We start from the raw sequence: 25,809 nt of genomic DNA, 5'->3' as shown, positions 1-25,809 counted from the left end.
CGGCGATGCGCAGTCAGAGCCTCGGCGTCCTCGGTGGTGGCGTGCGGCGATCACCCGGTGCGCCGATCGCCTCGAACGCGGCGGCGAGACGCAGCAGGGCCGCGTCGTCATAAGCGCGTCCGGCGAACGTCAGGCCGATCGGCATGTCGATGTCGGCCATGAGTCCCATCGGCACTGTCACGGTCGGGATGCCGAGGTGGCGCACGGTCAGGTTGCCGTTGGCGATCCAGGTGCCGTTGCGCCATCCGAGGTCGGCGGAGGCCTCATTCACGTCCATGTCGGCGGGGCCCACATCGGCGACGGCCGGGAAGACGACGGCATCGAGTTCCTGCTCGTCCATCCATTCCTCGAGGTCGATGCGACGCGTATCCTCCAGGCCGCGCAGGCCGTCTGCGAGCTCGGGCATGTCCTCGAACCCGATGCCCTGGTTTGCGCGCACCCAGTCGGGGTACTCGGCGATGTCGTCGTCGAAGCCCGTGTAGCGGTCGGGGAGTGCGCCCTTCGGGTGCGGGAAGATCGTCGCGCCGTCGACCTCCGCGAGCGAATGCAGCCGCGGATCCCCGTTCGCCTGCAGGAAGTCCTCCCACCCCCACGCCGACAGGTCGATGATCTCGCGGCGCAGATACTCGGGCGTCACCAGACCGCGCGACAAGATGGTCGGTGCGCCCGGCCGGTCGCCCTCATAGTTCGACACCACGGGGAAGTCGACCTCGACGACGGTCGCGCCGGCACCCTCGAGATCGCGTCGTGCGGATTCCCAGCGCGCGATCACCGAGGCGCGCGTCTCGATGCGCTGCCCCGTGGGGCCGCCGATGCCGGGGTCAGCGGCGGTGCCGGCAGCCGGGTCCGCGTTGATGTACATGCGGGGGGTACCGATGCGGATACCGCGCAGAGCCGTCGCCGCCTCGGCGGCCAAGGCGCCATACGACTCCGGTCGCACCTCGGAAGACAGCGGCAGCGTCACCCAGGGCTGCGCGCGCCAGAAGTCGCCGCGCGTCTCCGCATCGTCGGCGACGATCACGTCGAGCACCTCCAGCAGGTCGGCCATCGAGCGAGCGTGCGGCACGACGACGTCCATGGTCGGCACGAGCGGCCAGTTGCCGCGCGTCGAGATCACGCCGCGCGAGGGCGTGTAGGCGCAGAGCGCGTTGTTCGTGGCCGGCCCGCGGCCGCTCGACCACGTCTCCTCACCCAGGCCGAAGGCTCCGAAGCTCGCCGCCGTCGCGGTGCCGGAGCCGTTGGAAGACCCTGAGGCGAAGGGTGCGGTGAGGAAGTCGGCGTTGTACGGACTCTCAGCCCGGCCGTAGACGCCTCGCTGCATGCCGCCGTTCGCCATCGGCGGCATGTTCGTGAGTCCGAGGCAGATAGCGCCACCCGCGCGCAGACGTTCGATCGTGAACGCATCGCGCTGCGCGACCAGATCGGCGAAGGCGGGGCTGCCGGCGGCGGCGGTCAGCCCGCGCACCAGGTAGCTGTCCTTCGCCGTGTACGGGATGCCGTCGAGCGGGCCGAGCGCCTCGCCGCGTGCCCGTCGAGCATCGGATGCGGCTGCCTCTGCACGGGCATCGGGGTTGCGGACCACGACCGCGTTCAGGGCCGTGTCGGTCTCGGGGCCGTCGTAGGCATCGATGCGGGCGAGATAGGCGTCGACCAGCTCGACGGCGGTAGCCTCGCCGGCCTCGAGCGCTCGCCGCAGTCGGGCGATGGAGGCCTCGACCACGTCGATCATGCGGGCACCCCCACCCTCGGCTGCTGCTGGGTGATGCAGTGGATGCCGCCGCCGCGGTCGAACAGCGGGCGCGCATCGACGGTGACGACCCGGCGCCCGGGGTAGACGTCGGCGAGGATCGCCCGTGCCGCGGCATCCGCCTGGTCATCGCCGAAACCGCACGCCACCACCCCGTCGTTCGTGACCAGGTGGTTGACGTAGCTCCAGTCGACGAACCCCTCGTGGTCGCGCAGGGTCGCAGGCGCCGGCAGGTCGACGATCTCGAACCGGCGACCGGCGGCATCCGTCTGCTGAGCGAGGTGCGCGCGCAGCTCGCGGGTCACCTCGTGGTCGGGATGCCCGGGGTTCTGCTGCTCGTGCAGCAGCAGTCGGCCGGGGGAGACGATCGTCGCGACGATGTCGACGTGCCCGTTCGTGCCGAAGTCGTCGTAGTCGCGGGTGAGGCCGCGAGGCAACCACACGGCCTTCGTGGCGCCGAGTGTGCGTGCCATCTCGGCCTCGACGCGTGCCTTGTCTGCGTACGGGTTGCGCCGGGGGTCGAGCTGCACGGTGTCGGTGAGCAGCACCGTGCCCTCGCCGTCGACGTGGATTCCACCGCCCTCGTTCACGAGGGTCGAGCTCACGAGCTCGGCGCCGACGGCCCCCGCGATGATGCGCGCGTGCTGCGCAGCCTTCTGCCACTGCGCCCATGCCGGCGCGCCCCAGCCGTTGAAGATCCAGTCGACCGCGCCGAGCACGCCCGGCCGCTCGGGGTCGATCACGAAGGTCGGGCCGGAGTCGCGCATCCAGAACTCGTCGACCGGCGCCTCGACGATGTCGATGCCCCCGCTGAGCATCCGTCGTGCTCGAGCGACTTCAGCAGGGTCGACGATCATCGTGACCGGCTCGAACTCGGCGACCGCGTGGGCGACGGCGGTCCATGTCGCGTAGCCCTCGTCACGCTCGGCAGAGGTCTCGCCCAGCGTGGGTCCCTCGGCGGGGAACGCCATCCAGGTGCGGTCGTGCGGTGCGGTCTCGGCGGGCATGTGCCAGGCCATGATTGTCTCCCTCGCTGCTGATCGCGACCTCGGGCATGAGGAGCCGTGACGCCTATTGAACACGTGATCAACGAGTGATACGGTATCCCGTGATGAAGACCACGTCAAGAGCCGACGCGCCTCGCCGTCTGCCGCCTGAGGAGCGCGAACGCTCGATCGTCGACGGTGCCGTGGCCTTGGCGGCGGAGAGCGGACTCGAGGCCCTCACCGTGCGTGCCGTCGCCGCCAGGGTGGGCGTCACACCGGCCCTCGTCGCGCACTACCGGCCGGTGATGGAGTCGTTCGTAGCCGAGGTGTTCACCACGATCGTCGCGGCCGAACGGGACGAGGTCATCGCCTCGTACGACCCGAGCGTCGACCTGCGCACCAACCTGCTGCGGCTCATCGAGACGCTGCTCGACGACTCGCGCGACGACGTCGCGATGGTGTGGGTGCAGTCGTGGGCACTCGGTGCCCGCAACGAGGCGCTCGGCACCAGGGTGCGCGCTGAGATGGACCTCTGGCACAGCGCCCTCGAAGACCTCATCGCCCGCGCGATCGTCGAAGACCCGGTGCTGAGAGAAGACCCGGTGCTGAGAGAAAACCCGGTGCTGAGAGATAACCCGGTGCTGAGAGAAAAGCCGGGGCAAGTCGACCCCGCCTCGTCTGCATGGATGCTGCTCGCCATGGTCGACGGCATGAGCGCCCACTCGCTCGTGCATTGGGCGCCCCGCGATCGAGCCGATCTCGCTCGCCGCACCCTCTCCGCGGTGCTCGATGTTCCGGCGGCCGATCTACCGGTACGCATCCGCGAACACCCCGCAGCACACCCCGCACAGCCCGCAGAAACCCTCAGGTAAGGACAGCTCATGGGAGCAGAACGCATGCACGCGGCCTCGGCCGAATCGACGGCGATCGTCGACGCGGTGCTCGACTACTCGCGCCGGCGGATGCTCGCGGCCGATGTGCCTCTCGACAAGCCCCAGTCGCCGGCCGAGCTCGATCGTCTGGTCGGCACGACGATCACCGATGCCGGGCTCGGCTCGCAGCGAGCGCTCAGCGTGTTCGAGCACATCCTCGCTCCGGCCTGTCTGACGACGAGCCACCCGTCGTATCTGTCGTTCATCCCGACCGCGCCCACGATCGCATCGATCGCCTTCGACCTCGTGGTCTCGGCATCCGGCCTCTACGGAGGCAGCTGGCTCGAAGGCGCGGGAGCCGTGCACGCCGAGAACGAGGTGCTGTCGTTCCTGGCCTCCGAGTTCGGCCTCCCCGACACCGCCGGTGGCGTGTTCGTGCAGGGCGGCACGATCGGCAACCTGTCGGCTCTCGTCGCCGCACGCGAGGCGGCGAAGGCGACGCTGCTCGAGGCGGGCAAGGAGCTCCCTCGTCGCTGGAAGATCGTGTGCAGCGTCGAGGCGCACTCCTCGAACAAGTCGGCTGCGAAGGTCATGGATGCCGACGTGCTGCTCGTGCCCGCGGGCGACGACGGCAAGCTGAGAGCGGATGCCGTGCGTGAGGCGCTCGCGGAACACGGGGACGAGATCTGCGCGGTGGTCGCCACCGGCGGCTCGACCAACTTCGGCATCGTCGACGACATCGCCGGCATCGCTGCGCTGAAGGACGAGTTCGACTTCTGGCTGCACATCGACGGCGCCTACGGGCTCACCGCGATGCTGGCTCCCGAGGCTCGTGGCGTCTTCGCGGGAGTGGAGCGCGCCGACTCGGTGATCGTCGATCCGCACAAGTGGCTGTTCGCTCCGTTCGACTGCTGCGCGCTGCTCTACCGCGACCCCGACGCGGGACGCCGAGCGCACACGCAGCACGCCGAGTACCTCGACACCCTCACCGACGCCGGCGACTTCAGCCCGTCGGACTACTCGATCCAGCTCACTCGCCGCCCTCGGGGGCTGCCACTGTGGTTCTCGCTCGCGACCTACGGCGTGACCGCCTATCGCGAGGCTGTGAGCGCGACGCTCGCTCTGACACAGAGGGTCGCCGCCGAGATCGCCGCCCGCCCCGAGCTCAGACTCGTGCGCGACCCGCAGCTCTCGGTCGTCGTGTTCGAACGCGAGGGCTGGGAGCGTGCGGACTACGACCGCTGGTCGGACGAGCTCCTCGACTCGCAGCGCGCGTTCGTGGTGCCCAGCTCGCACGCGGGGCGCCCGAACACCCGGTTCGCGATCCTCAACCCGCTCACGACGTTCGACGACCTCGTCGGCATCCTCGACACGATGAAGTAGTGCGGCGCCCGATCTGCACACGATGTCCCGATTCGCGGACCCATCTCGGGATATCTGTTGCGGAACGGGGCACCCTGTGCGGAACGGGGCAAGGCTTCCTCACCGCGTGGTGTGGGCGTCGAGGAAATCGATCGTCTGCTGCAGCGCCGTGCGCGCGTCGGGCATGTCGAGGTGGAACTGATACTCGTGCGGCAGTGCAGGCTCGTGTGACGCCGGCCAGAACAGGGTCGTCACGTCGACGCCGAGCGCTTCCAGCCGCTTCGCCATCGGGATCGACTGCAGCCAGGTGAGCCCGTCGCCGTTCCCGCCCGAGATGTAGGTCGTCGGGAAGTCCTCGGTCACCCAGTCGATCGTCGACATCGTGGAGCCGGTCGGGCCCTCTGCCCAGGTCTTGGTTCCGGCATACGCCCACATCGACGTCTTGAGGCCCCAGCCGACGACGCCGTCGAGGGCCGCGAGTGCCGCGAGGTCGTACACGCCGCAGTTCAGCACGGTCGCCACGACCTGCTCGGCCTTCAGCGCCGGGGTGATGTCCATGATCTCGGCGTATTCGGGGCTCGTGATCAGCGTCGCCATCTGACTGGCCAGCTGACCTCCGGCGGAGTCGCCGGCGAGCACGATCTGGTTCGGATCGACGTTCAGCTCTTCGGCGTGCTCGTCGATGTAGGCGAGCGCGTCGTTGAGCTGGTGCACCGCGAGCGGATACTCGCCTTCGGGTCCGATCGTGTAGTTCACCGCGATGGTGGTGTAACCCTCGGCCGCGAGGATGCGCATATACGGATCCACGTTCTCCTTCGACCCCGAGATCCAAGCACCGCCGTGGATCCAGACGACCGCAGGCAGCGGCGCGGTGGCGGATTCCGGCGTGAAGACGTCCATCGTGGTGTCCGCACCGCCGTCGGCGTACGCGACGTCGAGCTGCTCGGTGAGCTTCGTGTCGGGCACGTACTTGTCCATCTCGGCGGCGGTCTCATCGCCGCCCTTCGTGAACACCGAGCGGATGAGCATGGCGGAGGGCCAGGGCGTGAGTGCGCCGATGATCGCCACCACAGCGGCGACGAGGAGGACCAGTCCCACCGCCACCTTCGTGCGGTGCCACGGGCGTCGAGCCCTCTTCGGGCGGACGGATTCGTCTTCGTGCGCGCTCGTGGTCATGGAAACCCCTCTCCGCGCATCATCTTGGCAGTATTCCGGTCGATCTCGGCGCACCCGCACCCGCAGCGGCAGCGGCACCGGCAACGCCACCAGTGTCGGCGTATCGGCTTCCGCTCACCGGCGCGCGTGCTCAGTCGGCGGTCAGCCCGGCGATGATCCGCCCCATCGCATAGTCGAATGCCGCGTCGACGTCGCCTCCCAGACGAAACATGCCGGCGAGTTCCATCTGCAGGAACCCGGTCGCCCAGGCGGTGAAGAGCCGGGCGGCGTCGAGTGCATGTTCCGTCCCCACGAGGTCGGCGCACGAGCGCAGCACCGGAGCGGACGTCCGGTGGAGGGCGTCTTCGGGCGCGGACGCGGTGAACAGCAGGCGGAACGCCTCGGGGTGCTCGTGCGCGAAGGCGCGGTAGGCGGCGGCGAGGAGGGGGAGTTCGTCGCCCGCGGTGTCGAGGCGGTTCGTCAGCGCATCGGCGGAGGCCTCCGCCACCGCGGACATCAGCGCGTCACGATCTCGGATCCGCTTGTAGAGCGATGGTGCCCGCACACCCACGCGCTCGGCGACCGCCTGCATCGTGAGGCCGGCGGGTCCGGCGGATTCGAGGATGTCGCGGCCGGCGTCGACGATGGCCGCCAACGAGGTGCGTTCGGGGGTCGGCATCCGGGCTCCTTCATGGCTATTGACAATAGCTATGATAGCTACGTACTGTAGCCATCATAGACCACCGCGAAAGGGACGACCATGAAGCTCGCACCGCACCTGCATCGACTCGGCAATGACGTCGTCGCCTCATATCTGGTCGACCTGCCCGAGGGGATCACGCTCGTCGACGCGGGGCTGCCCGGTCACTGGAACGACCTGCAGCGAGAGCTGAACGAGATCGGCCGCCCGCTCTCCGACATCCGCGGTCTCGTCCTCACTCACGGTGATGGCGACCACATCGGCTTCGCCGAGCGACTGCGCAGTGAAGAGGGCGTGCCGGTCTTCGTGCACAGCGCCGATGCGCATCGAGTGCGCACGGGGGAGAAGCCGAAAACCCCGATGGGGCCCGCGCGTATCGGTCCTACCCTCGGCTTCTTCGCTTACAGCGTGCGCAAGAACGCACTGCGTACGCGGCATGTGTCCGAGCTCGTGACCGTCGCCGACGGCCAGGTGCTCGATCTTCCGGGAGCGCCGGTGGTCATCGGGTTGCCGGGTCACTCGCCCGGCAGCATCGCGGTGCATATTCCCGGTGCGGACGCGGTCTTCGTGGGCGATGCGCTGACCACGCGCCACGTGCTGACGGGGCGCGTGGGTCCGCAGCCCGCCCCGTTCACCGACGAGCCCGAAGAGGCCGCCGCGTCTCTCGACCGACTGGCCGCCGTGTCCGCGTCCTGGGTGCTTCCCGGGCACGGGGCACCATGGCGGGGGTCGCCCGCCGAGATCGCCGCGGCCGTGCGCGCTGCGGGCTAGCGCTCCGCCAGCACTGCCGCCGTGTCGCTGACCGTGATCTGCGGCGGATACAGACCCATGATCCGGATCGCGGCGGCGTGGTTCTCGGCCGTCGATCCGGCGCAGGCGTCGGCGGCGATCGTGACGTGCGCCCCGGCATCCGCTGCGGCCAGCGCCGTCGAGATGACGCAGCAGTCTGTCGAGACTCCCGCCAGCACCACGTGCGCGCCACGGCCGACGATCTCCTCGATCACAGAGCCCCACTTGCCGAACGTCGGCAGATCGAGGGTCGGATGCGGCGACAGGCCGACCGCATCGGGAACCAGGTCGAACAGCGGATCGCCGGACGGCTGATCTGCGAACGGCCACGCGGCGAAGTAGGCGCCCCACGACGTCGAGCGGTCGGCGGTCGGCATCCAGCGCGTCACGATCACACGGTCGCCGAACGACTCGGCGAGTTCGCGGATGCGGGGCATCACGTCGCCGAAGAACGGTGACGCCCAGGCCGAGTCGGGCGAGGCGAAGATCGCCTGCGGGTCGATCACGACCAGCCAGGAATCCCTGCTCACGCAGCTGCTTCCTGGGCGCGGATCCGTCCGGCGCGAGCGAACCAGGTGAAGACGAACGACAGCACGAGGGCGAAGAACACCCCGAGGTTCGCGTAGGCCCAGTCGCCGTCGACTCCGCCGACCAGGCCCAGCAGATAGCCCTGCCAGTTGTTCCACGGCGCGGCATCGGCGAAGCCGTTGAGCACGAAGCCCCAGCCGATGACGCTGGCGACGACCATGGTGCCGATCGAGATCCAGTCCCAGGCGCCGTATCGGCCGCGGCTGTCGAACAACGCCTCGTCGTCGTAATCCTTCTTGCGCCGGAGGATGTCGGCGATCAGGATGCCGGCCCAGGAGGCGAGCGGCACGCCGAGCGTGATGAGGAAGCTCTGGAACGGGCCGAGGAAATCGGTGGCGAAGAACACCACATAGATGGTGCCGAGGGTGAGGATCACGCCGTCGATCGCCGCGGCCGACGGGCGGGGGATGCGGATGCCGAGGCTCAGCAGAGTCAGCCCGGAGGAGTAGATGCCCAGCACGGCGCCCGAGACGAGCGCGAGCACGGCGGTGAGCAGGAACGGCACGAGCACCCAGAGCGGCAGGAGCGTGGCGAGGGCGCCCATCGGGTCGGCGGCGATCGCGGCGCTGAGGTCGTCGTCGGATCCCGCGAGCAGCAGCCCGAAGACGACGAGGATCACGGGCGCGACCGAGCCGCCGATCGTGTTCCAGGCGACGATCGCCCCATCGGATGCCGTGCGCTTCTGATACCGCGACCAGTCGGCTGCGATGTTGATCCAGCCGAGACCGAAGCCGGTCATCACCATCACGAGCGCGCCGATGACCTGGCCGAGTCCGCCGTCCGGGCGGGCCAGCACGGCGGCGAGGTCGATGCTGGGCGCGGCGAGGACGACGTAGAGGATCGTCACGGCGCCGGTGACCCAGGTGAGCACCGACTGCAGCTTCATGATCGTGTGATATCCGAGCACGGAGGCCACGACGATCAGAGCGGCGACGATGACGGTGGCGGTGATCTTCAGCGCGACGCTGTCGCCGTCACCGCCGAGCTGCGTGATGACGGTGGCCGTGGCGAGCACGGCCATGATCGCGAGGAAGGTCTCCCAGCCGATGGAGGTCAGCCACGAGACGATCCCGGGCACCTTCTGTCCCTGCACGCCGAAGGCGGCGCGCGAGAGCACCATGGTCGGCGCCGAACCGCGTTTGCCGGCGATCGCGATGAGTCCGCACAGCAGGAACGACACCACGATGCCGATGACCGACACGAGAGTCGCCTGCCAGAACGAGATCCCGAAGCCCAGCACGAACGATCCGTACGACATGCCGAACACCGACACGTTGGCCGCGAACCACGGCCAGAACAGGTCGCGAGGCTTGGCTGTGCGCTCGGATTCGGGGATGATCTCGATGCCCGCGCGCTCGATGAGAGCAGGCTTGATGTCCGTCATGCCATCATCCTGGCACTGCGCAGGCCCCGCGAGGGCGCTGCACGGCTCAGCCGGTGAAGAACGCTCCCGCGACGCGCGTGAGGTCGTGTAGATCCGAGACCCCGGCGAGCTCGCGAGCCGAGTGCATCGACAGGATCGGGATGCCGACGTCGACCGTGCGGATGCCGAGGCGGGTCGCCGTGATCGGGCCGATCGTCGACCCGCAGCGCACGTTGTTGTTCGACACGAACTCCTGCGTGATCACGTCGGCGGTGTCGCACCAGTCGCGCCAGGCGGCGGAGCCGATGGCATCCGTCGCGTACCGCTGGTTGGCATTGATCTTGAGGATCGGACCGGAGCCGAGCACCGGCTGCACCACCGGGTCGTGCTTGTGCACGTAGTTGGGGTGCACCGAGTGGCCCACGTCGCTCGACAGGCACCACGACGAGGAGAAGGCGCGGCGGCGCTCGGAGGCGTCGGCGCCGAGCGCGTCGTACACGCGTCCGAGGATGTCCTCGAGGAAGGGGCCAGCCGCGCCGGAGCGCGAGTTCGAGCCGAGCTCCTCATGGTCGAACGCCGCCAGGATCGCGATCGGTCCGGACGCCGCGGTGTCGATCGACTCGAGTGCGACCACGCCGGCATGCACCGAGGCGAGGTCGTCGAGACGACCTGACGCGAAGAACGCGCGATCCTTGCCGAACACCGCTCCGCGTGCCGTGTCGGCGATCACGACGTCGTAGCCCCGGATGTCGGATGCCGAGACTCCGGCGGACTCGGCGAGCTCGGCCAGGATGTCCTCCTGCGTCGGGTCGCCGAGACCCCACACGGGCTGCGTCTGGAACTGCTTGTCGAGTGCGAGGCTCGAGTTCGCCTCGCGGTCGAGGTGGATCGCGAGCTGGGGGAGGCGCAGCAGCGCGCCTGTGTCGGCGAGCACGACGCGTCCGTCGGCGAGGGCGAGTCGGCCTGCGAGACGCAGTTCGCGGTCGAGCCAGGAGGTCAGCAGCGGTCCGCCGTAGACCTCGACGGCGACCTGCAGCCAGCCCTTCGAACCGGTGGTCGGCTGCGGCTTGAGCTTGAAGCCGGGGGAGTCGGTGTGGGCGCCGAGAACATGCGCAGGTGTGGTCGTGGTGGCATCCGCCGGCACCGTCCATGCGATGGCGGCGCCGTCCCGGACGACGACGTAGCGACCGCCGGGGGTCACCTCCCAGGCCTGGTCCTCTTCGAGGCGCGCGAACCCGGCATCCTCGAGTCGCCTCGCCACCTCGGCGGCGGCGTGATAGCTCGAGGGCGAGGCGGCGACGAAGTCGGCGAGATCCTCGGCGTGGGCGAGAGCGTCCGGGGTGACGGGCATGGGAGACCTTCCTGCAGGGGCGGTCCTTCGATCGTAATCGCCGGGCGCACCGCGACGATTCCGTCCGCTGGAAGGACGAGGTCGTTCACCCGCCGGACACCTGCGTCTCTTATCGTCGCTCTCGATAGCGCCTAGGGTTCCGGGGTTCGTCCCGTCTGGTCCGAGCGGCGCCACGGTGCTCCTCCGCAGGGGTGCCGTCATCTGACAGGACAAAAGCCCGGAGGACCCTGTTCGTCGCGCCCGCGATGAACGGAAGGGTCTCTGTTGTCCGCTCTCGCCTTCGCTCTCGTCATCGCCGCAGCCATCACGCACGCCGCGTGGAACATCGTCGCCCATGGCGTGAGTCGGGCGGGGATGCCGTTCCTGTGGTGGGGCGCCGTCGGAGGCACCGTCGTCTGGATCGGCGTCATCCCCTTCACCGGCGGGCTCGGCACTGACGATGTGCTCGCGTTCCTGTGGGGCGTCGGAGTCTCCGGGGTGCTTCACGTCGTCTACATGGCCGTGCTGCAGCGCGGATACCGCGAGGGCAATCTCTCCACCGTCTACGCGACGGCGAGGGGCACCGGGCCGTTCCTCTCGGTGATCATCGCGGTGCTGGTTCTCGGAGAGCGGCCGTCGGCCCTGGCTCTCGTGGGCGTCGCGGCGATCATCATCGGAGTCGTCGCGATCGGTCTCGTCGACCGCGGAGGCGCCGATCGATCACGACGTCTCGACCCGGGGCTCGTGTTCGGTCTGCTCACCGGTGTCGCGATCGCCGTCTACACGATCTGGGATGCCAACGCGGTGCGCACCTGGAACCTCTCGCCCGTCGCCTTCATGGTCGGAACGATGCTGCTCGAGATCCCGTTCTACTCCCTCGGCGTGCGCGGCAGATGGGCGGCGGTCCGCATGCTCGGACGCACGCAATGGCGACGTATCGTGGCGTTCAGCATCCTGTCGCCGCTGTCGTACATCCTGGTGCTCACAGCCATCCAGATCGCTCCGGTCGCCCTGGTCGCACCACTGCGGGAAGTCAGCGTCGTGCTGGTGAGTCTCTTCGGAGTCTTCGCACTCAAGGAGAGCAGGCCGGGATGGCGCCTGGGTGCGGCAGCGGTCGTCGCGGGGGGAATCGTGCTGCTCGCTCTGTAGCTGTGCGGTCTGTGGCTGCGGAGGGGGCATGGATGCTGCGCGGTGCTCGTGGTGCGGATGCTGTGCGCGGTGGGTGCCGGTCTGCGAGTGCTGCTCCTGATGGTTGTATGGATGCTGTGTCAGCGGGATGGAGTCTTCGAGCGAGCAGCCCTTCGGATGCCGTCTGGATGGCGGAGCTGAGAGCGGTCGTGATGCGACCTGATCTCGAGCGACTCGGGCGATATGACCCGGTGCGCGTGCGGCAGCGCTTCCTCGACGCGTTCGTTCCCGAGAACACGTGCGTGATCGTCGTCGACGGCGAAGACGTCGGCCTCGTGGCGGTAAGGCGTGAACCGGATGCCCGCTGGATCGAGCATTTCTATCTCGCGCCGCGATCGCAGGGCCGCGGGATCGGGGCAGCCGTGCTGGCCCATCTGCTCGCAGACACCGATGGAGAGCGGCCTTTCCGGCTCAACGTGCTGCAGGCCAGCGCGGCACGTCGGCTTTACGAGCGCCACGGCTTCGTTCTCGAGAGTGAGGACGCTGTCGATGTGTTCATGAAGGCAGAGCCCTCCCTCGGGTGATGCCTCCCGCGGGCGATGCTCCCGCGTTCTCGTCGTCTCGTTCTCTCGTTGTCCTTCTCCGTGCCCCGTCCTCTTGCTCTCTCGTCGTTTTCGCGACCGTGGTTCATCCGCAGTGATGCGCTGTATCGGGAGATTGGAATACGGCTTTGAACTGGGGTAAATGCGGGTGATTTCGGGCGTCGAATGTCGGTGGTGGCGGGTTGACTGGGGGTATGAACAGCACCGCAGAGCTTCTGGATCGGGTCATCGCCGACCTCGATTCGGTGCTGTCCGATGACGCGCTGGCGGGGTTGTGTGACACGGAACGTGTCACTGTTCTGGTGGCCGCGGGGGCGGCGTTTCGGCGGGTGGAGGCAGTGGTCGTCGAGACCGTCGCGACGGGCGAGATGGGTGGCTTCTCCCATGCCGCAGGCTGTCGCGGTGAGAACGAGCTGCTGCAGCGGACGGTGCTCGTCGATGCGCGAGGTGCAGCGCGGGTGGGGAAGGTCATCGACCGTGTCCGGCGCGATGTGAGTCTCGTGTCGGGGGAGCGGCTTCCTGCCCGGTGGCCGGAGTTGCGGACGGCTTTGCTGGACGGGGTTGTCGGGGTGGATGGGTTTCTTGCCGCGACCGGTCCGATCGAGCGGGTGTGGGAGCGCCTCACGGTCGATCAGCGGTTGGCAGCGGATGTCGCGTTGGCCGGGTGCGCACGCGGGCACGGCCTCGAGATCGATCTCGACCCGGACACGGACCCGGCCCTTGACCCGGACGTGCCTGGTCCGTCGCCGACGACGGAGGATCTGCGAGCTCTCGCTGAGGATCTCGCGTCGATGTTCGACCCCGACGGGGAAGAACCCAAAGACGACGACGCGAAACGGCGTCGGGGCATCACTATCGGCCGGCTCAAGGACGGTGTGCATGCGATCCGCGGGTATCTGACCCCGGATGTCGCGGCGCAGTTCCAGCTCATCATGGACGCGCTCCTCAACCCCAAAGGCGACGGTCCACCCGTGCCCGGGAGGTTCTTCACCCCCAGCGGTGGCACGGACTCTGGTGCTGACGCGGGCGCGCACGGCTTCGCTGAGGCTTTCGGCGCGGATGCCGAGTCGGATGATGGCGCGGACGCGGGCGCGGACGCTGACACGGATGCTCGTACAGGCGGGGATGCGGGAGAGGATCCGTTCAACTCGGATGAGCGGAGCGTGCTCGATGACCGCACCGCGGCGCAGAAGGTCATGATGCTCTCGCGGCGGCGCTGGCGAGCGCGGCCCGACATAAGGACATGCCCACGTTGGGTGGCGCCTCACCGGTCCTCGTCGTCACCGTCGACGTGAAGGATCTCGCGCACGGGACAGTCTTCCGCGTCGGCGTCGGCGCAGGTGGCGCCGCCGGCAACGGCGGGTGGGCGACGATCGCCGGTTCCGGTGCACACGTCCCCGTCTCGGTCGCGGCGCAGGCCGCGTGCAGTGGGGTGATCCAACGGGTTCTGTTCGACGAGGGCAGGATCATCGGGATCACGACCACCGACAGGGTGTTCACCGTGCACCAGCGACGGGCGATCATCGCCCGCGACAAGGAATGCCTGATCCCCGGATGCCATGTGCCGGCGTCCTGGTGTGAGATCCACCACGTCACCGAACACGCACAGGGCGGGCCGACCCACACGGACAACGGTGTGCCGTTGTGCTGGTGGCATCACCGATCCCTCGGCATGTCCGGGTGGGAGATCCGCATGAACGAGGGCCTCCCGCAGGTGCGCGGACCGGAGTGGTGGGACCCCGCCCAACACTGGCGCACCCCAAAACTCAGCCTCCCCGCCGACCTGCGCCCTACATCCTTCGCCCGAACGGGTTGAAGCGCTGTCTGGTCGTCGGCCGTCGCGTGCCCTCGCGTCCGGTCGGACTTCAGTGACGCCCGATCTCAGCGCAGCCCGACCAGCGAAGCTCGACCAGTGACGCCGATCTCAGCGAAACCTGATCTCAGCGGAAGTCGACGAGGCCGGCGTGCGCTGCCGTCACCAGGATCTGCACGCGATCGCGCACGTGCCACTTCGACATGATGCGGCCGAGGTGCGCTTTCACGGTTCCCTCCGACACGATCAGCGTGCGAGCGATTTCAGCATTCGACATCCCCTGGGCGAGACGCTGCAGCACCTCCTGCTCGCGATCGGTGAGCGCCTCGAGCGAATCGTCCCCGCCCACCGGCTCCGTGTCGCGCACGTGCTTGATCAGCAGCGAGGCGATGCGCGGTGACAGTGAGCTGGCTCCGCTGTACACCTCTCGCACGCCCTCGAGAATGCTCGCCGCGCTGGAGTCCTTCAGCAGATATCCCGAAGCGCCGGCACTCAGCATCGGAAGCACGGTGTCGCTGCCGTCGAGTGTCGTGACCGCCAAGATCTTGACCTCGGGCCACCGTTCGCTGATGACGGCGGTCGCTTCGATGCCATTCATCTCGGGCATCTGCACGTCCATCATCACGACATCAGGATGCTCGCGTTCGACTGCTTCGATGCCCTCCAACCCCGTCTCTGCCTCGGCGACGACGTTGATTTCGGGGTCGCGCGAGACGAAGTGCGACAGTGCTGAGCGCACCAGTGGGTCGTCATCGACGATGAGAACGCGGATTTCCGGCATGTGGGAAGCCTAACGGGGGTGGATGTACGGTGTGCGGGCCTAGACCTTTGGCTAGAGAGGTCTAGCCCTGAGACAGATGTGCGAGCTGCAGATCACCGAGAAGATGTAGTCATCACTAAACAAAAGACCAACTCAGGAGGTGAATTGATATGACTTTTTGGCAGGGTGTCAGCAAGTTCTTTGGCTTTACTCGCTAATCTACCTGGCGAATAGGAGATACTGAAGCATGGCTTTAGGTCTGAGAAGCGATCTCGAATCCCACGTGACGCGTCTCGGCAAAGGCGAACGACTGGTCGCGATCGAGCGGATCTTCGTTCTCGTGATCATCGGAACGATCCTGGTGGTCGACGTCGTCGGTCTCTTCTTCCCCTCAGATGTGAGTCTGTTCGCCGCCGTGATCGGTATCGCATCCACGGCCGTGATCGCCCTCTATCTCTGGTCGCCGCTCTACGCGACATGCGCCCTCGCGCTCGTGTTCGCACTTTCATTCCTCGCAGGTACCGAGGCTTACGTCCTGACCGCCGCCGCTTTCGCGGCCGGTCTGATCGTGCGGTTGGGGTGGAATGCCCTGATCCTCTCGTATGCCGGTGGGTTCCTCCTCGCGACTGCTCTCGTCGCATGGCTGGACACGCAGGCACCGATCAACATCGCCATCTATCTCGTCACAGCCGCGGTCTCCGGGGCGGTCGGCTTCGCACTGCGCTTGGCCTTCGCCCGAGGGAGCAGGCTCGAGAAGCAGCTGGCCGAGAAGGCCGAGCAGGAACGCCAGGCCGTACTCGCTGAGCGACGTTGGATCGCCGGCGAGTTGCACGACAGCATCGCGCACCACCTCACCGTGGTGGCGCTGCACGTGCAGATGCTCGACGACGATCGCACCAGCAGTGAATCGCAGGAGGCGATCCGCATCGCCGCACGCAAGGCGATGACCGACCTCCGCTTCGTGATCGATCTCGCAGACGACGGGCCCCGATCCGCGGGCATGCCCTCGGGCGATCTGGCGGCCTCCGTCGACGAAGCCCAGCAGGAGTTCGAATCCGCAGGCCATGCCGTGATCGTCGACGGCGACCCCGCCGACGAGCGCATCCCCCGCGCAGCCGAGATCATCCTGGCGCGCATCCTGCGCGAGTCTGCCACCAACGTCCTCAAATACGCGGGCAAGGGCGAGGTCGCGATCCGATTCGACATCGACGACGACGCCGCGAAGCTGACGGTGAGCAGCCCCCTGTCGACGACGCCGCGTCGCGAGCTCTCGTCGAGCCGCACCGGAGTCGGGCGCATGGCGGAGCGCGTCCTCGGTGCCAGTGGCGAGTTCAGCGCCGGGGAAGTGGACGGACGCTGGGTCGTGTCCGCGCTTCTGCCGATCGTCTGATCGAACCAATATTCCAGCATCTCGGCGACGAGATCCGGCCCAAATCGTCAACCGGCATTCCGGTACTTTAGAAGCAAAACCGCGGAATTCCGCGGGTTTTGGCCCAAGGAGTAGACGAAAGTCCAGGGTATGTCTCGACTATAGACCGTGTTCCATGGTGTAGCCGGGAGCATACATTGGGCATACCCCAGAAATAGCGCATCCCCAGCGCTGTGATCGCGAGCGCGGTCTTTGGAATCTGATCCCCAACGCGCTCGCGATCGGCTTCTTCTCAAGGATCGACCGGCGTCGACCGGCAGGCTCCTAGCCGCCCACTGCACGCATGTAGTGTCCGTCCGTCGATATCCCGGACGCCGCGACCGTGAATCGCACAACCTCGCTGAGGTAGCGGTCCTCGGATGCCTCGAAGATCCGCCCGCTCGCATCGCGGGAGATGCGGCTGAGTCGAAGGATCGGCGTTCCCATCGGCACGCGCAGCAGAGCAGCATCCTGTTCATCTGCCGCGACCGCGTCGATCTGGTGTTCGAGCCCGACGATGGGGTGTCCGACCGAACCCAGGTACTCGGTGATCGAGATCGCATCGGTGTCGACGTCGAGCAGTCGTCGTCCGACAGCCTCGGTATAGAAGAGGCGCTCGAGCATCGTCGGCCGGCCGTCGAGCAGCCGGAGTCGCACGACGCTGACGATCGTGTCATCGGGGGAGACTCCGAGGAGCTCGGCGCGATCGCCGGCCCTTCGGAGGCTCAGCTCCTGCGTCTGCGCACCGGGAGTCACACCGAGATCTCGGGCCCAGCGCGTGAAAGGCACCGACACATCGACGGCCTGGCTCGCCTTGCGGGAGACGACCCGTGCGGGACGGCCCCGGCCCGTCTCGATCAGGCCCTCGCTGCGCAGAGCGGCCAGGGCATTTCGGATCGGGCCGCGAGACGTGTGCCAGCGCTCGGCGAGCTCAGACTCGGTGGGCACATCATCGCCGGGGCGCAGGGTGCCTGTCGCGATCTGCGCGCGCAGGTCGTCCGCGATCTGGGTGTATACAGCTTCAGCCACATAGGCATACTACTTGGCGGCACGCGGAAAGGGGTCGGCGTTCTGTCGACGTTGATCCGGGGAAAATCGGGGTGAACGAACCTTGAACTCTTCCGAGTTAGGTATATATCTCGACCGCAGCCCTGTCACAGTTGCTCATGGATCACCCCTCCCACTCTGAAAGGTCCTCATGAAGCTCCGCGCTCTCCCCGTACTCGCCGGTGCCGCGATCCTCGCGCTCGGCCTCGCCGCCTGCTCCGGCTCCGCAGAGGCCACCGGCGCGTCCGGTGCCGACGCATCGTCGGCCGCCGGCGGCTTCGCGGTCGACGAGAACACGCTCGTCTTCGGCGTCGTGCCCGACTCGGTCGACACCGAGACGAACTACCAGCCGCTCATGGACTACATCGCCGAGATCACCGGCAAGTCGGTCGAGTATCACGAGTCCACCGACTACGCCGCCCTCATCGAGGCCGCGGTCGCGGGCAAGGTCGACGTCGCCTCGTTCTCGGGCTTCACCTACGTCACCGCGACCAACAACGGCGCCAAGCTCACCCCGATCTCATCGATCGTCACGGAAGAGGGCCAGGAGCCTGGCTACTTCTCGCAGGCGATCGTGCCGGTCGACAGCGACATCTCGAGCATCGAGGACTTCAAGGGCAAGAAGGTCTGCTTCGTCGACCCGTCCTCCACATCCGGATACCTGTTCCCCTCGTACAACCTGATCGAGGCGGGCATCGACCCCAAGACCGACATCACCCCCGTCTTCGCGGGCAAGCATGACGTGAGCGTGCAGAAGACCGGTGAAGGCGTCGAGTGCGAGGTCGGCTTCGCCGAGGACTCCGAGGTGGAGAAGTCGGATGCCGTGAAGGTCATCGACGAGACCATGGTGCCCGGTGCCCCGCTCGTCTACTCGTCGACCCTGCCCGACGACGTCGCCCAGAAGCTCATCGACGGCCTCTCGGAGATCACGATCGACGACATCATCGCCGCCGGCATCGACAGCGCCGACACCGACTCGTTCCGCAGCGTCTTCTTCGCCACGAAGCCGGTCGACGACGCGTACTACGACCTGATCCGCGACATCTGCAAGGAGACCGAAGCGGAGCAGTGCCAGGGCTGACACCCCGTCTCTGACCCCGGTCAGCCGAGCGCCCTTCGTCTCGTCGCCTCGCTCCAGGCGAGAACCGAGACGAGGGGCGCTCACCCGCAGACAGCGCACCGGACAAACACCGAGCACGACACATCCCCGAGCACGACCAGCCCCGAGCACGACCAGCCCCGAGCACGACGCGAAGACACTGGAGAACTGACATGAACACGGCATCCGATGCCCTCATCCGCCTGAACGGTGTGACGAAGACCTTCGGCTCGACGACGGCGCTGAAGAACGCGTCGCTGCAGGTGTCTCGCGGCGAGATCGTCGTGCTGCTGGGGCTCTCGGGCTCGGGCAAGTCGACGCTTCTGCGCCACCTCGACGGACTCGAAGTGCCGACGTCCGGCGACATCGAAGTGCTCGGATCCCCGGTGCCGACCCTCAAGGGCAAGGCGCTGCGCAGGCTCCGCAGTCGCGTGGGGTTCATCTTCCAGCAGTTCGAGCTCGTGCCCTCGCTCACGGTGCTCGAGAACGTGCTCACCGGATCGCTGTCGGAGGTCCGCGGACCCAGACTCGGCCTCTGGGGGTATTCGAAGGCCGCGAAGCTGCGCGCCCTCGAGCACCTCGACCGGGTCGGACTCCTCGACCACGCCTACCAGCGCAGCGACACCCTCTCCGGCGGCCAGCAGCAGCGCGTCGCCATCGCCCGCGCTCTGATGCAGAAGCCCGACATCCTGCTCGCCGATGAGCCAGTCGCCTCGCTCGATCCCGAGTCGAGCGACCAGGTCATGGCGCTGATCCGTGAGATCGCCGCCGACGAGGGACTCACCGTCGTCTGCAGCCTGCACCAGGTCGACCTCGCGATCTCATGGGCCGACCGCATCGTCGGTCTGCGCCACGGCGAGATCGTGCTCGACACCCCGACCGGCGACCTCACCAAGGCCGAGGTCATGGAGATCTACGGGCGCGTCGCCACGACCACTGCAGAGATCCGCGCCGTCCGTGATGAGCTCGTCGAGATCACGGTCGATGTCGCCGACATCGAGAAGGCCCGGGTCTCATGACCGTGCTCTCGGACGCGCCCGCTGCACCCGGACGCTCCACCGTCTCCGATCGCGCACCCCGGCGCCCGATCTCGGCCGAGCGCATCGCTGCCGGGCTCACCCTGGTCTCGCTCCTGGTGCTCGGAGCCCTCGCGGTCGACGAGGTCGGCATCTCGATCCCGGCGATGGTGCAGAGCTGGGGAAACGCCGAGAACTTCATGGCCCGCGTCGGCGGACTCTCGTTCCCCGAGCCCGCCGACCTCGCCTGGTTGATCGCCCTCACCGTGGGGCTCGTGCTCGTCGGCACGCTCCTCGCCGCCGTGCTCTCGGTGCCGATCGCCTACCTCGCCGCCTCCAACACGACTCCGGGCAACGGGTGGCGGGCCGCGGCCCGATTCTTGGGTGTCCTGACGCGCGCGCTGCCCGATGTCGTGCTCGCCATGGCGTTCGTGCTGATGTTCTCGCTCGGCACCCTGCCCGGAATTCTCGCGATCGGCATCCATTCGATCGGCATGATCTCGAAGATGTTCGCCGACGCGATCGAGCAGATCGACGAAGGCCCCAGGCTCGCGATCCGCGCCGCCGGCGGATCGAAGATGCAGGAGTTCGCCTCCGGCATCCTTCCCCAGGTGCTGCCGAGCTGGGTCGCGACGGTGCTGCACCGCAACGACATCAACCTGCGGGGCAGCGTCGTGCTCGGCTACGTCGGCGTGGCGGGCCTCGGACTCGAGATGTCGTATGCCTTCAAGTCGTTGAACTACGGCAAGGGTCTCGGCATCGCGCTGGTCATCTTCATCCTGTGCGTCGTGATGGAGATCGTGTCGAGTCTGGTGCGCGGGGCGATGCTCGGCCAGCAGAGGCAGACCCGCTCGTGGATCGACCGCATCATCCACCCGCGGCTGCGTGACGCGACGACAACGGCGGTCGCGGGTCCGCCCGCGTGGGCGGCCAGCCCTCAGACCGCGGTGCGTCGCCCGTGGACGGCAGAACGTGTGCGCAACACGAGCGGCATCATCGTCGCCGTGCTCGTGGTGATCGGCAGCGTCGTGGTCAGTCAGATCAACTGGCTCGACTTCTTCACCTTCTGGGCCAAGCTCCCCGAGGTCGCGGCCAGGTTCTGGCCGCCGTCGTTCGGCAGCTACGAGGCCTCCGCGATGATCGCCGCCATGCGCGACACGGTCGCGATCGCACTCGCCGCGACCGTGCTCACCCTGCTGCCGTCGCTCATCCTCGGCTCACTCGCGGCGAGCAACGTCGCACCCGGGGCGGGCGCGCGCGGCGTAGCCCGGTTCCTGCTCGTCGGCATCCGCGGCATCCCCGAGCTGATCCTCGCGATCGTGCTCGTCGTGATCACCGGCCTCGGCGCGCAGGCCGGAGTCATCGCGCTCGCCATCGGCGGCATCGGGCTGCTCGGCAAGCTGATCGCCGACTCTCTCGAGGAGGTCGACCGCGGCCCCGAGCGTGCGCTCCGCGCGGTCGGCGCCACGCGTCTGCAGACCTACGCGTCAGCGACCGTGCCGCAGGGGATGCAGGCGCTCATCGGGCACAGCTTCTACATGCTCGACACGAACATCCGCGCGGCGACCATCCTCGGCATCGTCGGCGGTGGCGGGGTCGGCTACTACCTGCTCAATGCCAGCCAGGGCTCGCGCTACGAGACCGTCACTGCGATCGTGCTGATGATCCTCGTCACGGTGCTCGTCGTCGAAGGACTCGCGATGTGGATGCGGAAGGTGTTCCGATGAGCGGCACGCAGTGCGGCGGAGACCGTGAACACGCAGATGTCGTCGTCGTGGGCTCCGGCATCATCGGCCTCGGTGCCGCCTACGCGGCAGTCAGACGCGGTCTGACGGTGATCGTGATCGACAGAGCGGATGCGCCGGTCGGGGCGACCATCCGCAACTTCGGCCATCTCTGCATCGGTGCGCAGACCGGCGAGGCGCGCCGGTACGCCGATGTCTCCCGGGACCTCTGGCTGCGTCTCGCGCACGATGCGGGCTTCTGGATCCGCGAGTCAGGCACGCTGGTCGCCGCGCGCCACGCAGATGAGATCGCCGTGCTCGAGCAGGCAGCGGCAGACGGCGGCATCCGGATGCTGGAGACTGACGAGCTGCTGCGGCTCGCGCCTCTCCGTGCGGAGGCGCTCGTCGGCGGAGCGCACATCGAGACCGACCTGCAGACCGATCCACGCACCGCCGCGGCGGCGATCGTCCGGCACCTCGCCGTGCACGGGGTCGACTTCCGCTTCCGCACAGCGGTGACCTCGGTCGCCGGACGACGCGTCGAGACGACGAGGGGTGCCATCACGGCCGGCGCCGTGGTCGTCGCGGCCAATCATGACATCGACCAGCTGCTTCCGGAGGTGGCCGAGCGCGCCGGTGTCGAGCGGTGCGCGCTCGACATGATGCGAGCGGCGGTCACGGTGCAGCATCCGCTCGCGGCTCCGCTGCTCACCGGCTGGTCGCTCGTGCGCTACGGACGCTTCGCCGGCGGTGCGGCCGCCGCCGCTCTCCGCGAACGCCTGCACGCCGAGCGCCCCGACCTCGCGGCACTCGATCTCAACCAGATGTACACGCAGCTGCCCGACGGCACGCTGATCATCGGCGACTCGCACGCCACCTCGACGGCGCCCGCGCCGTTCCAGCCGGAGGCGGCCTTCGCCGCATTCCTCGCCGAGGCGGAGGCGCTGTTCGACATGCCGGCGCCGCGAGTGCTGGAGCGCTGGCAGGGCGTCTACGCCAAGGCGCGGCACGACTTCCTCATCGACCGAGTCGAGGAGGGGGTGCTGGTGCTCGCCGCGACCACCGGCATCGGAATGACCACGGGTCTGGGGCTCGCAGAAGAGAATCTCACCGCCGCCTTCGGGTGGGCACCCGCAATGGAAGGAACCTCATGACCACTCAACTCCCCACAGGTCCGGCGAGTCCCGCACTCGAGCTCGTCGTGCTCGACATGGCCGGCACCACGGTGCTCGATGACGGGGTCGTCGAGACGGCATTCCAGCGCGCCGCGGAGCGCACCGGAGTCGCAGATCGGATGCCGTGGGACGACGCGCTCGCCCACGTGCGCGCGACCATGGGGCAGTCCAAGATCGACGTCTTCACTCATCTCGCCGGTGGCGACCGGGCTGCGGCCGAGCGGGCGACGGCGGCGTTCGAGGGCGCCTACGCCGAGATCGTGGCCGAGCAGGGGGTCACGGAGATCCCCGGGGCCGCGGATGCGATCCAGGGCCTGAAGGATGCCGGTCTGACGGTCGTGCTCACGACCGGGTTCGCGCCGGTCACCCGCGAGGCGCTGATCGACGGCCTCGGGTGGCACGGCCTCGTCGACCTGGCGCTCTCGCCGGTCGACGCGGGGCGGGGCCGCCCGGCACCCGACCTCGTGCTCACGGCGCTGATCCGCACGCACGCATCGTCGGTCGCGGCGGTCGCCGTCGCGGGAGACACCGTCAGCGACGTCGAGTCGGGTCGCCGCGCCGGCGCCGGCTTCGTGGCCGGTGTGCTCACGGGCGCACACGACTCGAGCGCCCTCGAGCTCGCCGGCGCCGACGTCGTGCTCTCGGACGTCACACGTCTTCGCGGTGCGTTCGCCGAGCGCGGGCTGCTCCCGCTCGTCCGCAGCGCCTGAGGGGCTGACATGGGAACTCTGCTGATCCGACCTCCCGGCCATCGCCGCGACGTCGCCCTGCGTCCCGCTGCCACAGCCATGGTCTGGATCGGCGAGGGCCACCCGCACGAGACGATCGCGGTGCCGGGTGTCGCTCTCGGCGACAACGACGTGCTGGTCGCGGTCGAGATGTCGACCGTCTGCGGGTCCGACGTGCACACCGTGCAGGGGCGACGATCGGCTCCGGTGCCCCTGGTGCTCGGCCACGAGAGCGTCGGACGCGTGATCGCCATGGGCGACGCCGGAGCGGTCGCGGTCGACGGCACCCCGGTGCGCATCGGCGACCGGGTGGTCTGGTCGGTCACCATCTCATGCGGCACCTGCGACCGGTGCACTCGGGGCGTGCCGCAGAAGTGCCGCACGCTGGGCAAGTACGGCCACGACCGGATAGGCGTGCACGGCGATCTCTCCGGCGCCTTCGGCACGCACGTCCAGGTGCGATCCGGCACCGCGATCGTGCGGGTGCCCGAGTCGCTGCAGGCGTCCGTGCTCGCGCCGGCATCGTGCGCGACCGCGACCGCCTGGGCCGCTGTCGCCAGAGCAGCACGCGACCACGACCTCGAGGGCGCGGCCGTGCGCATCCACGGAGCGGGACTCGTCGGGCTCTCGGCAGCCGCGATCGCCGCGGAGCAGGGGGCGACGGTCGAGGTGCTCGACCCCGTACCGGGACGAGTCGCGCTGGCCGCGCGTTTCGGCGCCGGTCGGCTCGATCGCGATCCGGACATCGTGATCGAGGCGTCGGGTCATGCCGTGTCCGAAGCGATCGCCGGCGTCGGCATCGGCGGGACGGTCGTGCTCGTCGGAAGCGTCTTCCCCGCCGACCCGGTGCCGCTCGATGCCGAGAGCATCGTGCGTCGGCTGGTGACCGTGACCGGAGTGCACAACTACACCGGGGCCGAACTGGACGAAGCAGTCGGATTCCTCGCCGGACGAGGACGCGCCTACCCGTTCGCGGAGGCGGTGGGAGAGGTGCGGCAGCTCTCGGCCATCGATGAGGCGATCGCCGCGGCATCCGCTCCGGGTGCGCCCCTGCGCATCGGACTCGTGCCGGGGCGCTGAACTCGGAGGGACCCAGCGGAGCCGGGATCCAGCGGGGAGAGGTCTTGGCTGAGAGAGGTGGAAGGCTGGGAGCGGAGTGCTCTCAGCCCGCTGGCTCGTCCGGCGCGGTCGACGCGGATCCCGAGCGCCTGGGGCCGACAGGCCGGATCCCCTCGGCGTGGAAGGCGAGCAGTCGCAGCGCGGTGTCGACCGTCTCGTCGAGGACCTCCTGCGGATCGCCGGTGAGCGCCAGCATCCGATGACCGACTCCGTCGCCGGTGGCCCATCCGACGAAGACGGTGCCCGGGTCATGTCCGCCCTCGGGCTCAGGGCCTCCGACGCCCGTGGTCGAGATGCAGACGTCGGCGTCGAAGAGCTGACGGGCGCTCTCCGCGAGATGCTCGGCGCACTCGGCTGAGCACGGATCGGTTCCCGGCGTAAGACCGAGCAGGGTCTCCTTGACGTCGGTGAGGTACGCCACGATGCAGCCGGCGAACCAGTCGCCCGCGCTCTCGCCTGCGCCAATCGTGCTCGCCAGACGGCCCGACGTCAGGGACTCGACGACGCAGATTCGCAACCCGCGCTCAGTCGCGACCTCGCTCAACCGATCCAACGACAGCTGCTCTGCTGTCACTTCTCCTCAGCGGAGTCGGCGTGGGTCGGAGCATCCGATTCGATGCTCGCCTCGTCGGAGTAGTCGGGGCGCTCCGGCTGCAGCGGCTGATCGGAGTACTCGCCACCGAGACGCCCGCCATAGGGGCGACCGTGGTCGGCGAACTCGTCGCGGGCGTAGACCAGCTCCCACTCTCCGACGGTGAATCGCGCACCCGTCCGCAGCGTCTGCGACCTGTCGCCGGGGTGGGTCGCGGTGGCCTCGGGGTTGCTGTTCATCTCGCCCGCGCCGTGCAGCTCCAGCACGTACTCGTCGCGGTCGTCGTGCGTGATCGTCGCATGCACGGGGTCGGCGCCGTCGAGCCGCAGCTCGTTGTCGGCGGCCGAGCCGATGCGAACCACGTCGACCTCGAGGGCGAACTCCGCTCGCTCGCCGTCGCGGGTGACCCGCAGGCGGGGGTTGCCCTCGCCGAACTCGGCGTGAGTGGTCGTGGGGGTGTAGCCCTCGTCGGAACGGTCGTCGATGTGTCGTGCGTTCATGGTGGGTCTCCTCGCAGTCCCTGACAGGATATGCGGCGAAGGAATCCGAGCGCAGGGGGTTGACTTCGGTCAGGTGCGCACCCGTCAGGGCGGCGGGTCCATCGCGGACCGCAGGGCACCGCACATCGGCGGTTTCGCGCCGCTTCGGTCGACGTGGCGACGGCTCGGAGTCCCATAAACTTCAAGGCGAAGACCCGTACACCTGA

At 68.4% G+C, this 25,809-nt stretch carries 25 protein-coding genes; 14 read left to right on the top strand and 11 right to left on the bottom strand.

All coding sequences use genetic code 11. The features are described from left to right. Positions 1-13 precede the first annotated feature (13 nt). Together ACZ0AA_RS09720 and ACZ0AA_RS09715 are read right to left on the bottom strand one after the other, a co-directional pair. Positions 14-1,729 carry an amidase gene (locus ACZ0AA_RS09720; RefSeq protein WP_463512799.1) on the bottom strand — a complete coding sequence of 572 codons (1,716 nt, stop codon included), beginning with the start codon at positions 1,727-1,729 and terminating at the stop codon, positions 14-16. Continuing rightward, complete coding sequence (locus ACZ0AA_RS09715) at positions 1,726-2,766, bottom strand: agmatine deiminase family protein (protein WP_463512798.1); 1,041 nt, start codon at positions 2,764-2,766, stop codon at positions 1,726-1,728. The genes ACZ0AA_RS09720 and ACZ0AA_RS09715 overlap by 4 nt, the downstream gene beginning before the upstream one ends. A 92-nt stretch (positions 2,767-2,858) precedes the next feature. Between ACZ0AA_RS09715 and ACZ0AA_RS09710 the strand changes: the two genes are divergently transcribed. Next, the gene (locus ACZ0AA_RS09710) at positions 2,859-3,605 is read left to right on the top strand and encodes a TetR/AcrR family transcriptional regulator (RefSeq protein ID WP_463512797.1); all 747 of its coding nucleotides are present in this window, start codon (positions 2,859-2,861) and stop codon (positions 3,603-3,605) included. Positions 3,606-3,614: 9 nt separating this feature from the next. Next, positions 3,615-4,988 carry a pyridoxal phosphate-dependent decarboxylase family protein gene (locus tag ACZ0AA_RS09705; RefSeq protein ID WP_463512796.1) on the top strand — a complete coding sequence of 458 codons (1,374 nt, stop codon included), beginning with the start codon at positions 3,615-3,617 and terminating at the stop codon, positions 4,986-4,988. Between the two features lie 99 nt (positions 4,989-5,087). Here ACZ0AA_RS09705 and ACZ0AA_RS09700 read toward each other — a convergent pair whose 3' ends face one another. Both ACZ0AA_RS09700 and ACZ0AA_RS09695 read right to left on the bottom strand, forming a co-directional pair. Beyond that, a complete protein-coding gene (locus ACZ0AA_RS09700; protein WP_463512795.1) occupies positions 5,088-6,143 on the bottom strand; it encodes an alpha/beta hydrolase in 1,056 nt (351 codons plus the stop codon). Between the two features lie 130 nt (positions 6,144-6,273). Then, on the bottom strand, positions 6,274-6,801 hold the full coding sequence (locus ACZ0AA_RS09695; protein WP_463512794.1) for a TetR/AcrR family transcriptional regulator: 528 nt from the start codon (positions 6,799-6,801) through the stop codon (positions 6,274-6,276). An 81-nt stretch (positions 6,802-6,882) separates the two neighbouring features. Between ACZ0AA_RS09695 and ACZ0AA_RS09690 the strand changes: the two genes are divergently transcribed. Continuing rightward, complete coding sequence (locus tag ACZ0AA_RS09690) at positions 6,883-7,593, top strand: MBL fold metallo-hydrolase (protein ID WP_463512793.1); 711 nt, start codon at positions 6,883-6,885, stop codon at positions 7,591-7,593. On the opposite strand, the gene ACZ0AA_RS09685 is transcribed toward ACZ0AA_RS09690, so the two are convergent. Genes ACZ0AA_RS09685 through ACZ0AA_RS09675 form a run of 3 tightly spaced genes read right to left on the bottom strand, consistent with a single transcriptional unit; the run spans position 7,590 to position 10,913 of the window. Further along, positions 7,590-8,141 carry a cysteine hydrolase family protein gene (locus tag ACZ0AA_RS09685; RefSeq protein WP_400866401.1) on the bottom strand — a complete coding sequence of 184 codons (552 nt, stop codon included), beginning with the start codon at positions 8,139-8,141 and terminating at the stop codon, positions 7,590-7,592. The two genes, ACZ0AA_RS09690 and ACZ0AA_RS09685, sit on opposite strands and share 4 nt — an antisense overlap. Then, on the bottom strand, positions 8,138-9,583 hold the full coding sequence (locus ACZ0AA_RS09680) for a purine-cytosine permease family protein (RefSeq protein ID WP_463512792.1): 1,446 nt from the start codon (positions 9,581-9,583) through the stop codon (positions 8,138-8,140). Before ACZ0AA_RS09680 ends, ACZ0AA_RS09685 begins: the two co-directional genes overlap by 4 nt. 46 nt (positions 9,584-9,629) lie before the next feature. Further along, entirely contained in the window at positions 9,630-10,913 is a 1,284-nt protein-coding gene (locus ACZ0AA_RS09675) for a M18 family aminopeptidase (protein ID WP_463512791.1), read from the bottom strand. 264 nt (positions 10,914-11,177) lie between these two features. Here ACZ0AA_RS09675 and ACZ0AA_RS09670 point away from each other — a divergent pair, with 264 nt between their 5' ends. The 4 genes from ACZ0AA_RS09670 (at position 11,178) to ACZ0AA_RS09655 (ending at position 14,438) form a co-directional block, all read left to right on the top strand. After that, positions 11,178-12,041, top strand: coding sequence for an EamA family transporter (locus ACZ0AA_RS09670; RefSeq protein WP_463512790.1), 864 nt, complete (start codon positions 11,178-11,180; stop codon positions 12,039-12,041). Positions 12,042-12,208: 167 nt separating this feature from the next. Next, a complete protein-coding gene (locus tag ACZ0AA_RS09665; protein ID WP_463512789.1) occupies positions 12,209-12,604 on the top strand; it encodes a GNAT family N-acetyltransferase in 396 nt (131 codons plus the stop codon). Between the two features lie 212 nt (positions 12,605-12,816). Beyond that, positions 12,817-13,917 carry a DUF222 domain-containing protein gene (locus tag ACZ0AA_RS09660; protein ID WP_463512788.1) on the top strand — a complete coding sequence of 367 codons (1,101 nt, stop codon included), beginning with the start codon at positions 12,817-12,819 and terminating at the stop codon, positions 13,915-13,917. Further along, positions 13,866-14,438, top strand: a complete 573-nt coding sequence (locus tag ACZ0AA_RS09655) for an HNH endonuclease signature motif containing protein (RefSeq protein ID WP_463512787.1) — start codon at positions 13,866-13,868, stop codon at positions 14,436-14,438. The genes ACZ0AA_RS09660 and ACZ0AA_RS09655 overlap by 52 nt, the downstream gene beginning before the upstream one ends. Before the next feature lie 124 nt (positions 14,439-14,562). Here ACZ0AA_RS09655 and ACZ0AA_RS09650 read toward each other — a convergent pair whose 3' ends face one another. Further along, positions 14,563-15,216: a response regulator gene (locus ACZ0AA_RS09650; protein ID WP_235558852.1), complete on the bottom strand. Its 654-nt coding sequence runs from the start codon at positions 15,214-15,216 to the stop codon at positions 14,563-14,565. A gap of 226 nt (positions 15,217-15,442) precedes the next feature. Here ACZ0AA_RS09650 and ACZ0AA_RS09645 point away from each other — a divergent pair, with 226 nt between their 5' ends. After that, positions 15,443-16,585, top strand: a complete 1,143-nt coding sequence (locus tag ACZ0AA_RS09645) for a sensor histidine kinase (protein WP_400866383.1) — start codon at positions 15,443-15,445, stop codon at positions 16,583-16,585. A 303-nt stretch (positions 16,586-16,888) separates the two neighbouring features. Here ACZ0AA_RS09645 and ACZ0AA_RS09640 read toward each other — a convergent pair whose 3' ends face one another. After that, the gene (locus tag ACZ0AA_RS09640) at positions 16,889-17,632 is read right to left on the bottom strand and encodes a GntR family transcriptional regulator (RefSeq protein ID WP_400866380.1); all 744 of its coding nucleotides are present in this window, start codon (positions 17,630-17,632) and stop codon (positions 16,889-16,891) included. A 169-nt stretch (positions 17,633-17,801) separates the two neighbouring features. Here ACZ0AA_RS09640 and ACZ0AA_RS09635 point away from each other — a divergent pair, with 169 nt between their 5' ends. From ACZ0AA_RS09635 to ACZ0AA_RS09610, 6 genes are all read left to right on the top strand, one after another. After that, entirely contained in the window at positions 17,802-18,731 is a 930-nt protein-coding gene (locus ACZ0AA_RS09635) for a phosphate/phosphite/phosphonate ABC transporter substrate-binding protein (protein ID WP_463512786.1), read from the top strand. Between the two features lie 191 nt (positions 18,732-18,922). Beyond that, on the top strand, positions 18,923-19,768 hold the full coding sequence (gene phnC / locus ACZ0AA_RS09630) for a phosphonate ABC transporter ATP-binding protein (protein WP_463512785.1): 846 nt from the start codon (positions 18,923-18,925) through the stop codon (positions 19,766-19,768). Beyond that, complete coding sequence (gene phnE / locus ACZ0AA_RS09625; RefSeq protein ID WP_463512784.1) at positions 19,765-21,492, top strand: phosphonate ABC transporter, permease protein PhnE; 1,728 nt, start codon at positions 19,765-19,767, stop codon at positions 21,490-21,492. Before phnC ends, phnE begins: the two co-directional genes overlap by 4 nt. Further along, entirely contained in the window at positions 21,489-22,643 is a 1,155-nt protein-coding gene (locus ACZ0AA_RS09620; protein ID WP_463512783.1) for a TIGR03364 family FAD-dependent oxidoreductase, read from the top strand. The genes phnE and ACZ0AA_RS09620 overlap by 4 nt, the downstream gene beginning before the upstream one ends. Beyond that, positions 22,640-23,374 (top strand): HAD family hydrolase, encoded by a 735-nt coding sequence (locus tag ACZ0AA_RS09615; RefSeq protein ID WP_400866367.1) that lies wholly within the window; start codon positions 22,640-22,642, stop codon positions 23,372-23,374. Before ACZ0AA_RS09620 ends, ACZ0AA_RS09615 begins: the two co-directional genes overlap by 4 nt. Positions 23,375-23,383: 9 nt before the next feature. Next, positions 23,384-24,472, top strand: a complete 1,089-nt coding sequence (locus ACZ0AA_RS09610) for an alcohol dehydrogenase catalytic domain-containing protein (RefSeq protein WP_463512782.1) — start codon at positions 23,384-23,386, stop codon at positions 24,470-24,472. A gap of 82 nt (positions 24,473-24,554) precedes the next feature. Here ACZ0AA_RS09610 and ACZ0AA_RS09605 read toward each other — a convergent pair whose 3' ends face one another. Together ACZ0AA_RS09605 and ACZ0AA_RS09600 are read right to left on the bottom strand one after the other, a co-directional pair. Then, positions 24,555-25,085 carry a CinA family protein gene (locus tag ACZ0AA_RS09605; RefSeq protein ID WP_463512781.1) on the bottom strand — a complete coding sequence of 177 codons (531 nt, stop codon included), beginning with the start codon at positions 25,083-25,085 and terminating at the stop codon, positions 24,555-24,557. Then, positions 25,082-25,603: an FHA domain-containing protein gene (locus tag ACZ0AA_RS09600; protein WP_400866359.1), complete on the bottom strand. Its 522-nt coding sequence runs from the start codon at positions 25,601-25,603 to the stop codon at positions 25,082-25,084. The genes ACZ0AA_RS09605 and ACZ0AA_RS09600 overlap by 4 nt, the downstream gene beginning before the upstream one ends. Positions 25,604-25,809: the final 206 nt, after the last annotated feature.

It is taken from the genome of Microbacterium sp. AC035, from assembly GCF_979258485.1.
This window is presented reverse-complemented; position numbering and strand designations above follow the sequence as displayed.

Coding starts and splice junctions, on each gene's coding strand:
- ACZ0AA_RS09720 (WP_463512799.1), bottom strand. CDS start 1,729: ATGATCGACGTGGTCGAGGCCTCCATCGCCCGACTGCGGCGAGCGCTC.
- ACZ0AA_RS09715 (WP_463512798.1), bottom strand. CDS start 2,766: ATGGCCTGGCACATGCCCGCCGAGACCGCACCGCACGACCGCACCTGG.
- ACZ0AA_RS09710 (WP_463512797.1), top strand. CDS start 2,859: ATGAAGACCACGTCAAGAGCCGACGCGCCTCGCCGTCTGCCGCCTGAG.
- ACZ0AA_RS09705 (WP_463512796.1), top strand. CDS start 3,615: ATGGGAGCAGAACGCATGCACGCGGCCTCGGCCGAATCGACGGCGATC.
- ACZ0AA_RS09700 (WP_463512795.1), bottom strand. CDS start 6,143: ATGACCACGAGCGCGCACGAAGACGAATCCGTCCGCCCGAAGAGGGCT.
- ACZ0AA_RS09695 (WP_463512794.1), bottom strand. CDS start 6,801: ATGCCGACCCCCGAACGCACCTCGTTGGCGGCCATCGTCGACGCCGGC.
- ACZ0AA_RS09690 (WP_463512793.1), top strand. CDS start 6,883: ATGAAGCTCGCACCGCACCTGCATCGACTCGGCAATGACGTCGTCGCC.
- ACZ0AA_RS09680 (WP_463512792.1), bottom strand. CDS start 9,583: ATGACGGACATCAAGCCTGCTCTCATCGAGCGCGCGGGCATCGAGATC.
- ACZ0AA_RS09675 (WP_463512791.1), bottom strand. CDS start 10,913: ATGCCCGTCACCCCGGACGCTCTCGCCCACGCCGAGGATCTCGCCGAC.
- ACZ0AA_RS09665 (WP_463512789.1), top strand. CDS start 12,209: ATGGCGGAGCTGAGAGCGGTCGTGATGCGACCTGATCTCGAGCGACTC.
- ACZ0AA_RS09660 (WP_463512788.1), top strand. CDS start 12,817: ATGAACAGCACCGCAGAGCTTCTGGATCGGGTCATCGCCGACCTCGAT.
- ACZ0AA_RS09655 (WP_463512787.1), top strand. CDS start 13,866: ATGCCCACGTTGGGTGGCGCCTCACCGGTCCTCGTCGTCACCGTCGAC.
- ACZ0AA_RS09650 (WP_235558852.1), bottom strand. CDS start 15,216: ATGCCGGAAATCCGCGTTCTCATCGTCGATGACGACCCACTGGTGCGC.
- ACZ0AA_RS09645 (WP_400866383.1), top strand. CDS start 15,443: ATGGCTTTAGGTCTGAGAAGCGATCTCGAATCCCACGTGACGCGTCTC.
- ACZ0AA_RS09635 (WP_463512786.1), top strand. CDS start 17,802: ATGAAGCTCCGCGCTCTCCCCGTACTCGCCGGTGCCGCGATCCTCGCG.
- phnC (WP_463512785.1), top strand. CDS start 18,923: ATGAACACGGCATCCGATGCCCTCATCCGCCTGAACGGTGTGACGAAG.
- phnE (WP_463512784.1), top strand. CDS start 19,765: ATGACCGTGCTCTCGGACGCGCCCGCTGCACCCGGACGCTCCACCGTC.
- ACZ0AA_RS09620 (WP_463512783.1), top strand. CDS start 21,489: ATGAGCGGCACGCAGTGCGGCGGAGACCGTGAACACGCAGATGTCGTC.
- ACZ0AA_RS09615 (WP_400866367.1), top strand. CDS start 22,640: ATGACCACTCAACTCCCCACAGGTCCGGCGAGTCCCGCACTCGAGCTC.
- ACZ0AA_RS09610 (WP_463512782.1), top strand. CDS start 23,384: ATGGGAACTCTGCTGATCCGACCTCCCGGCCATCGCCGCGACGTCGCC.
- ACZ0AA_RS09600 (WP_400866359.1), bottom strand. CDS start 25,603: ATGAACGCACGACACATCGACGACCGTTCCGACGAGGGCTACACCCCC.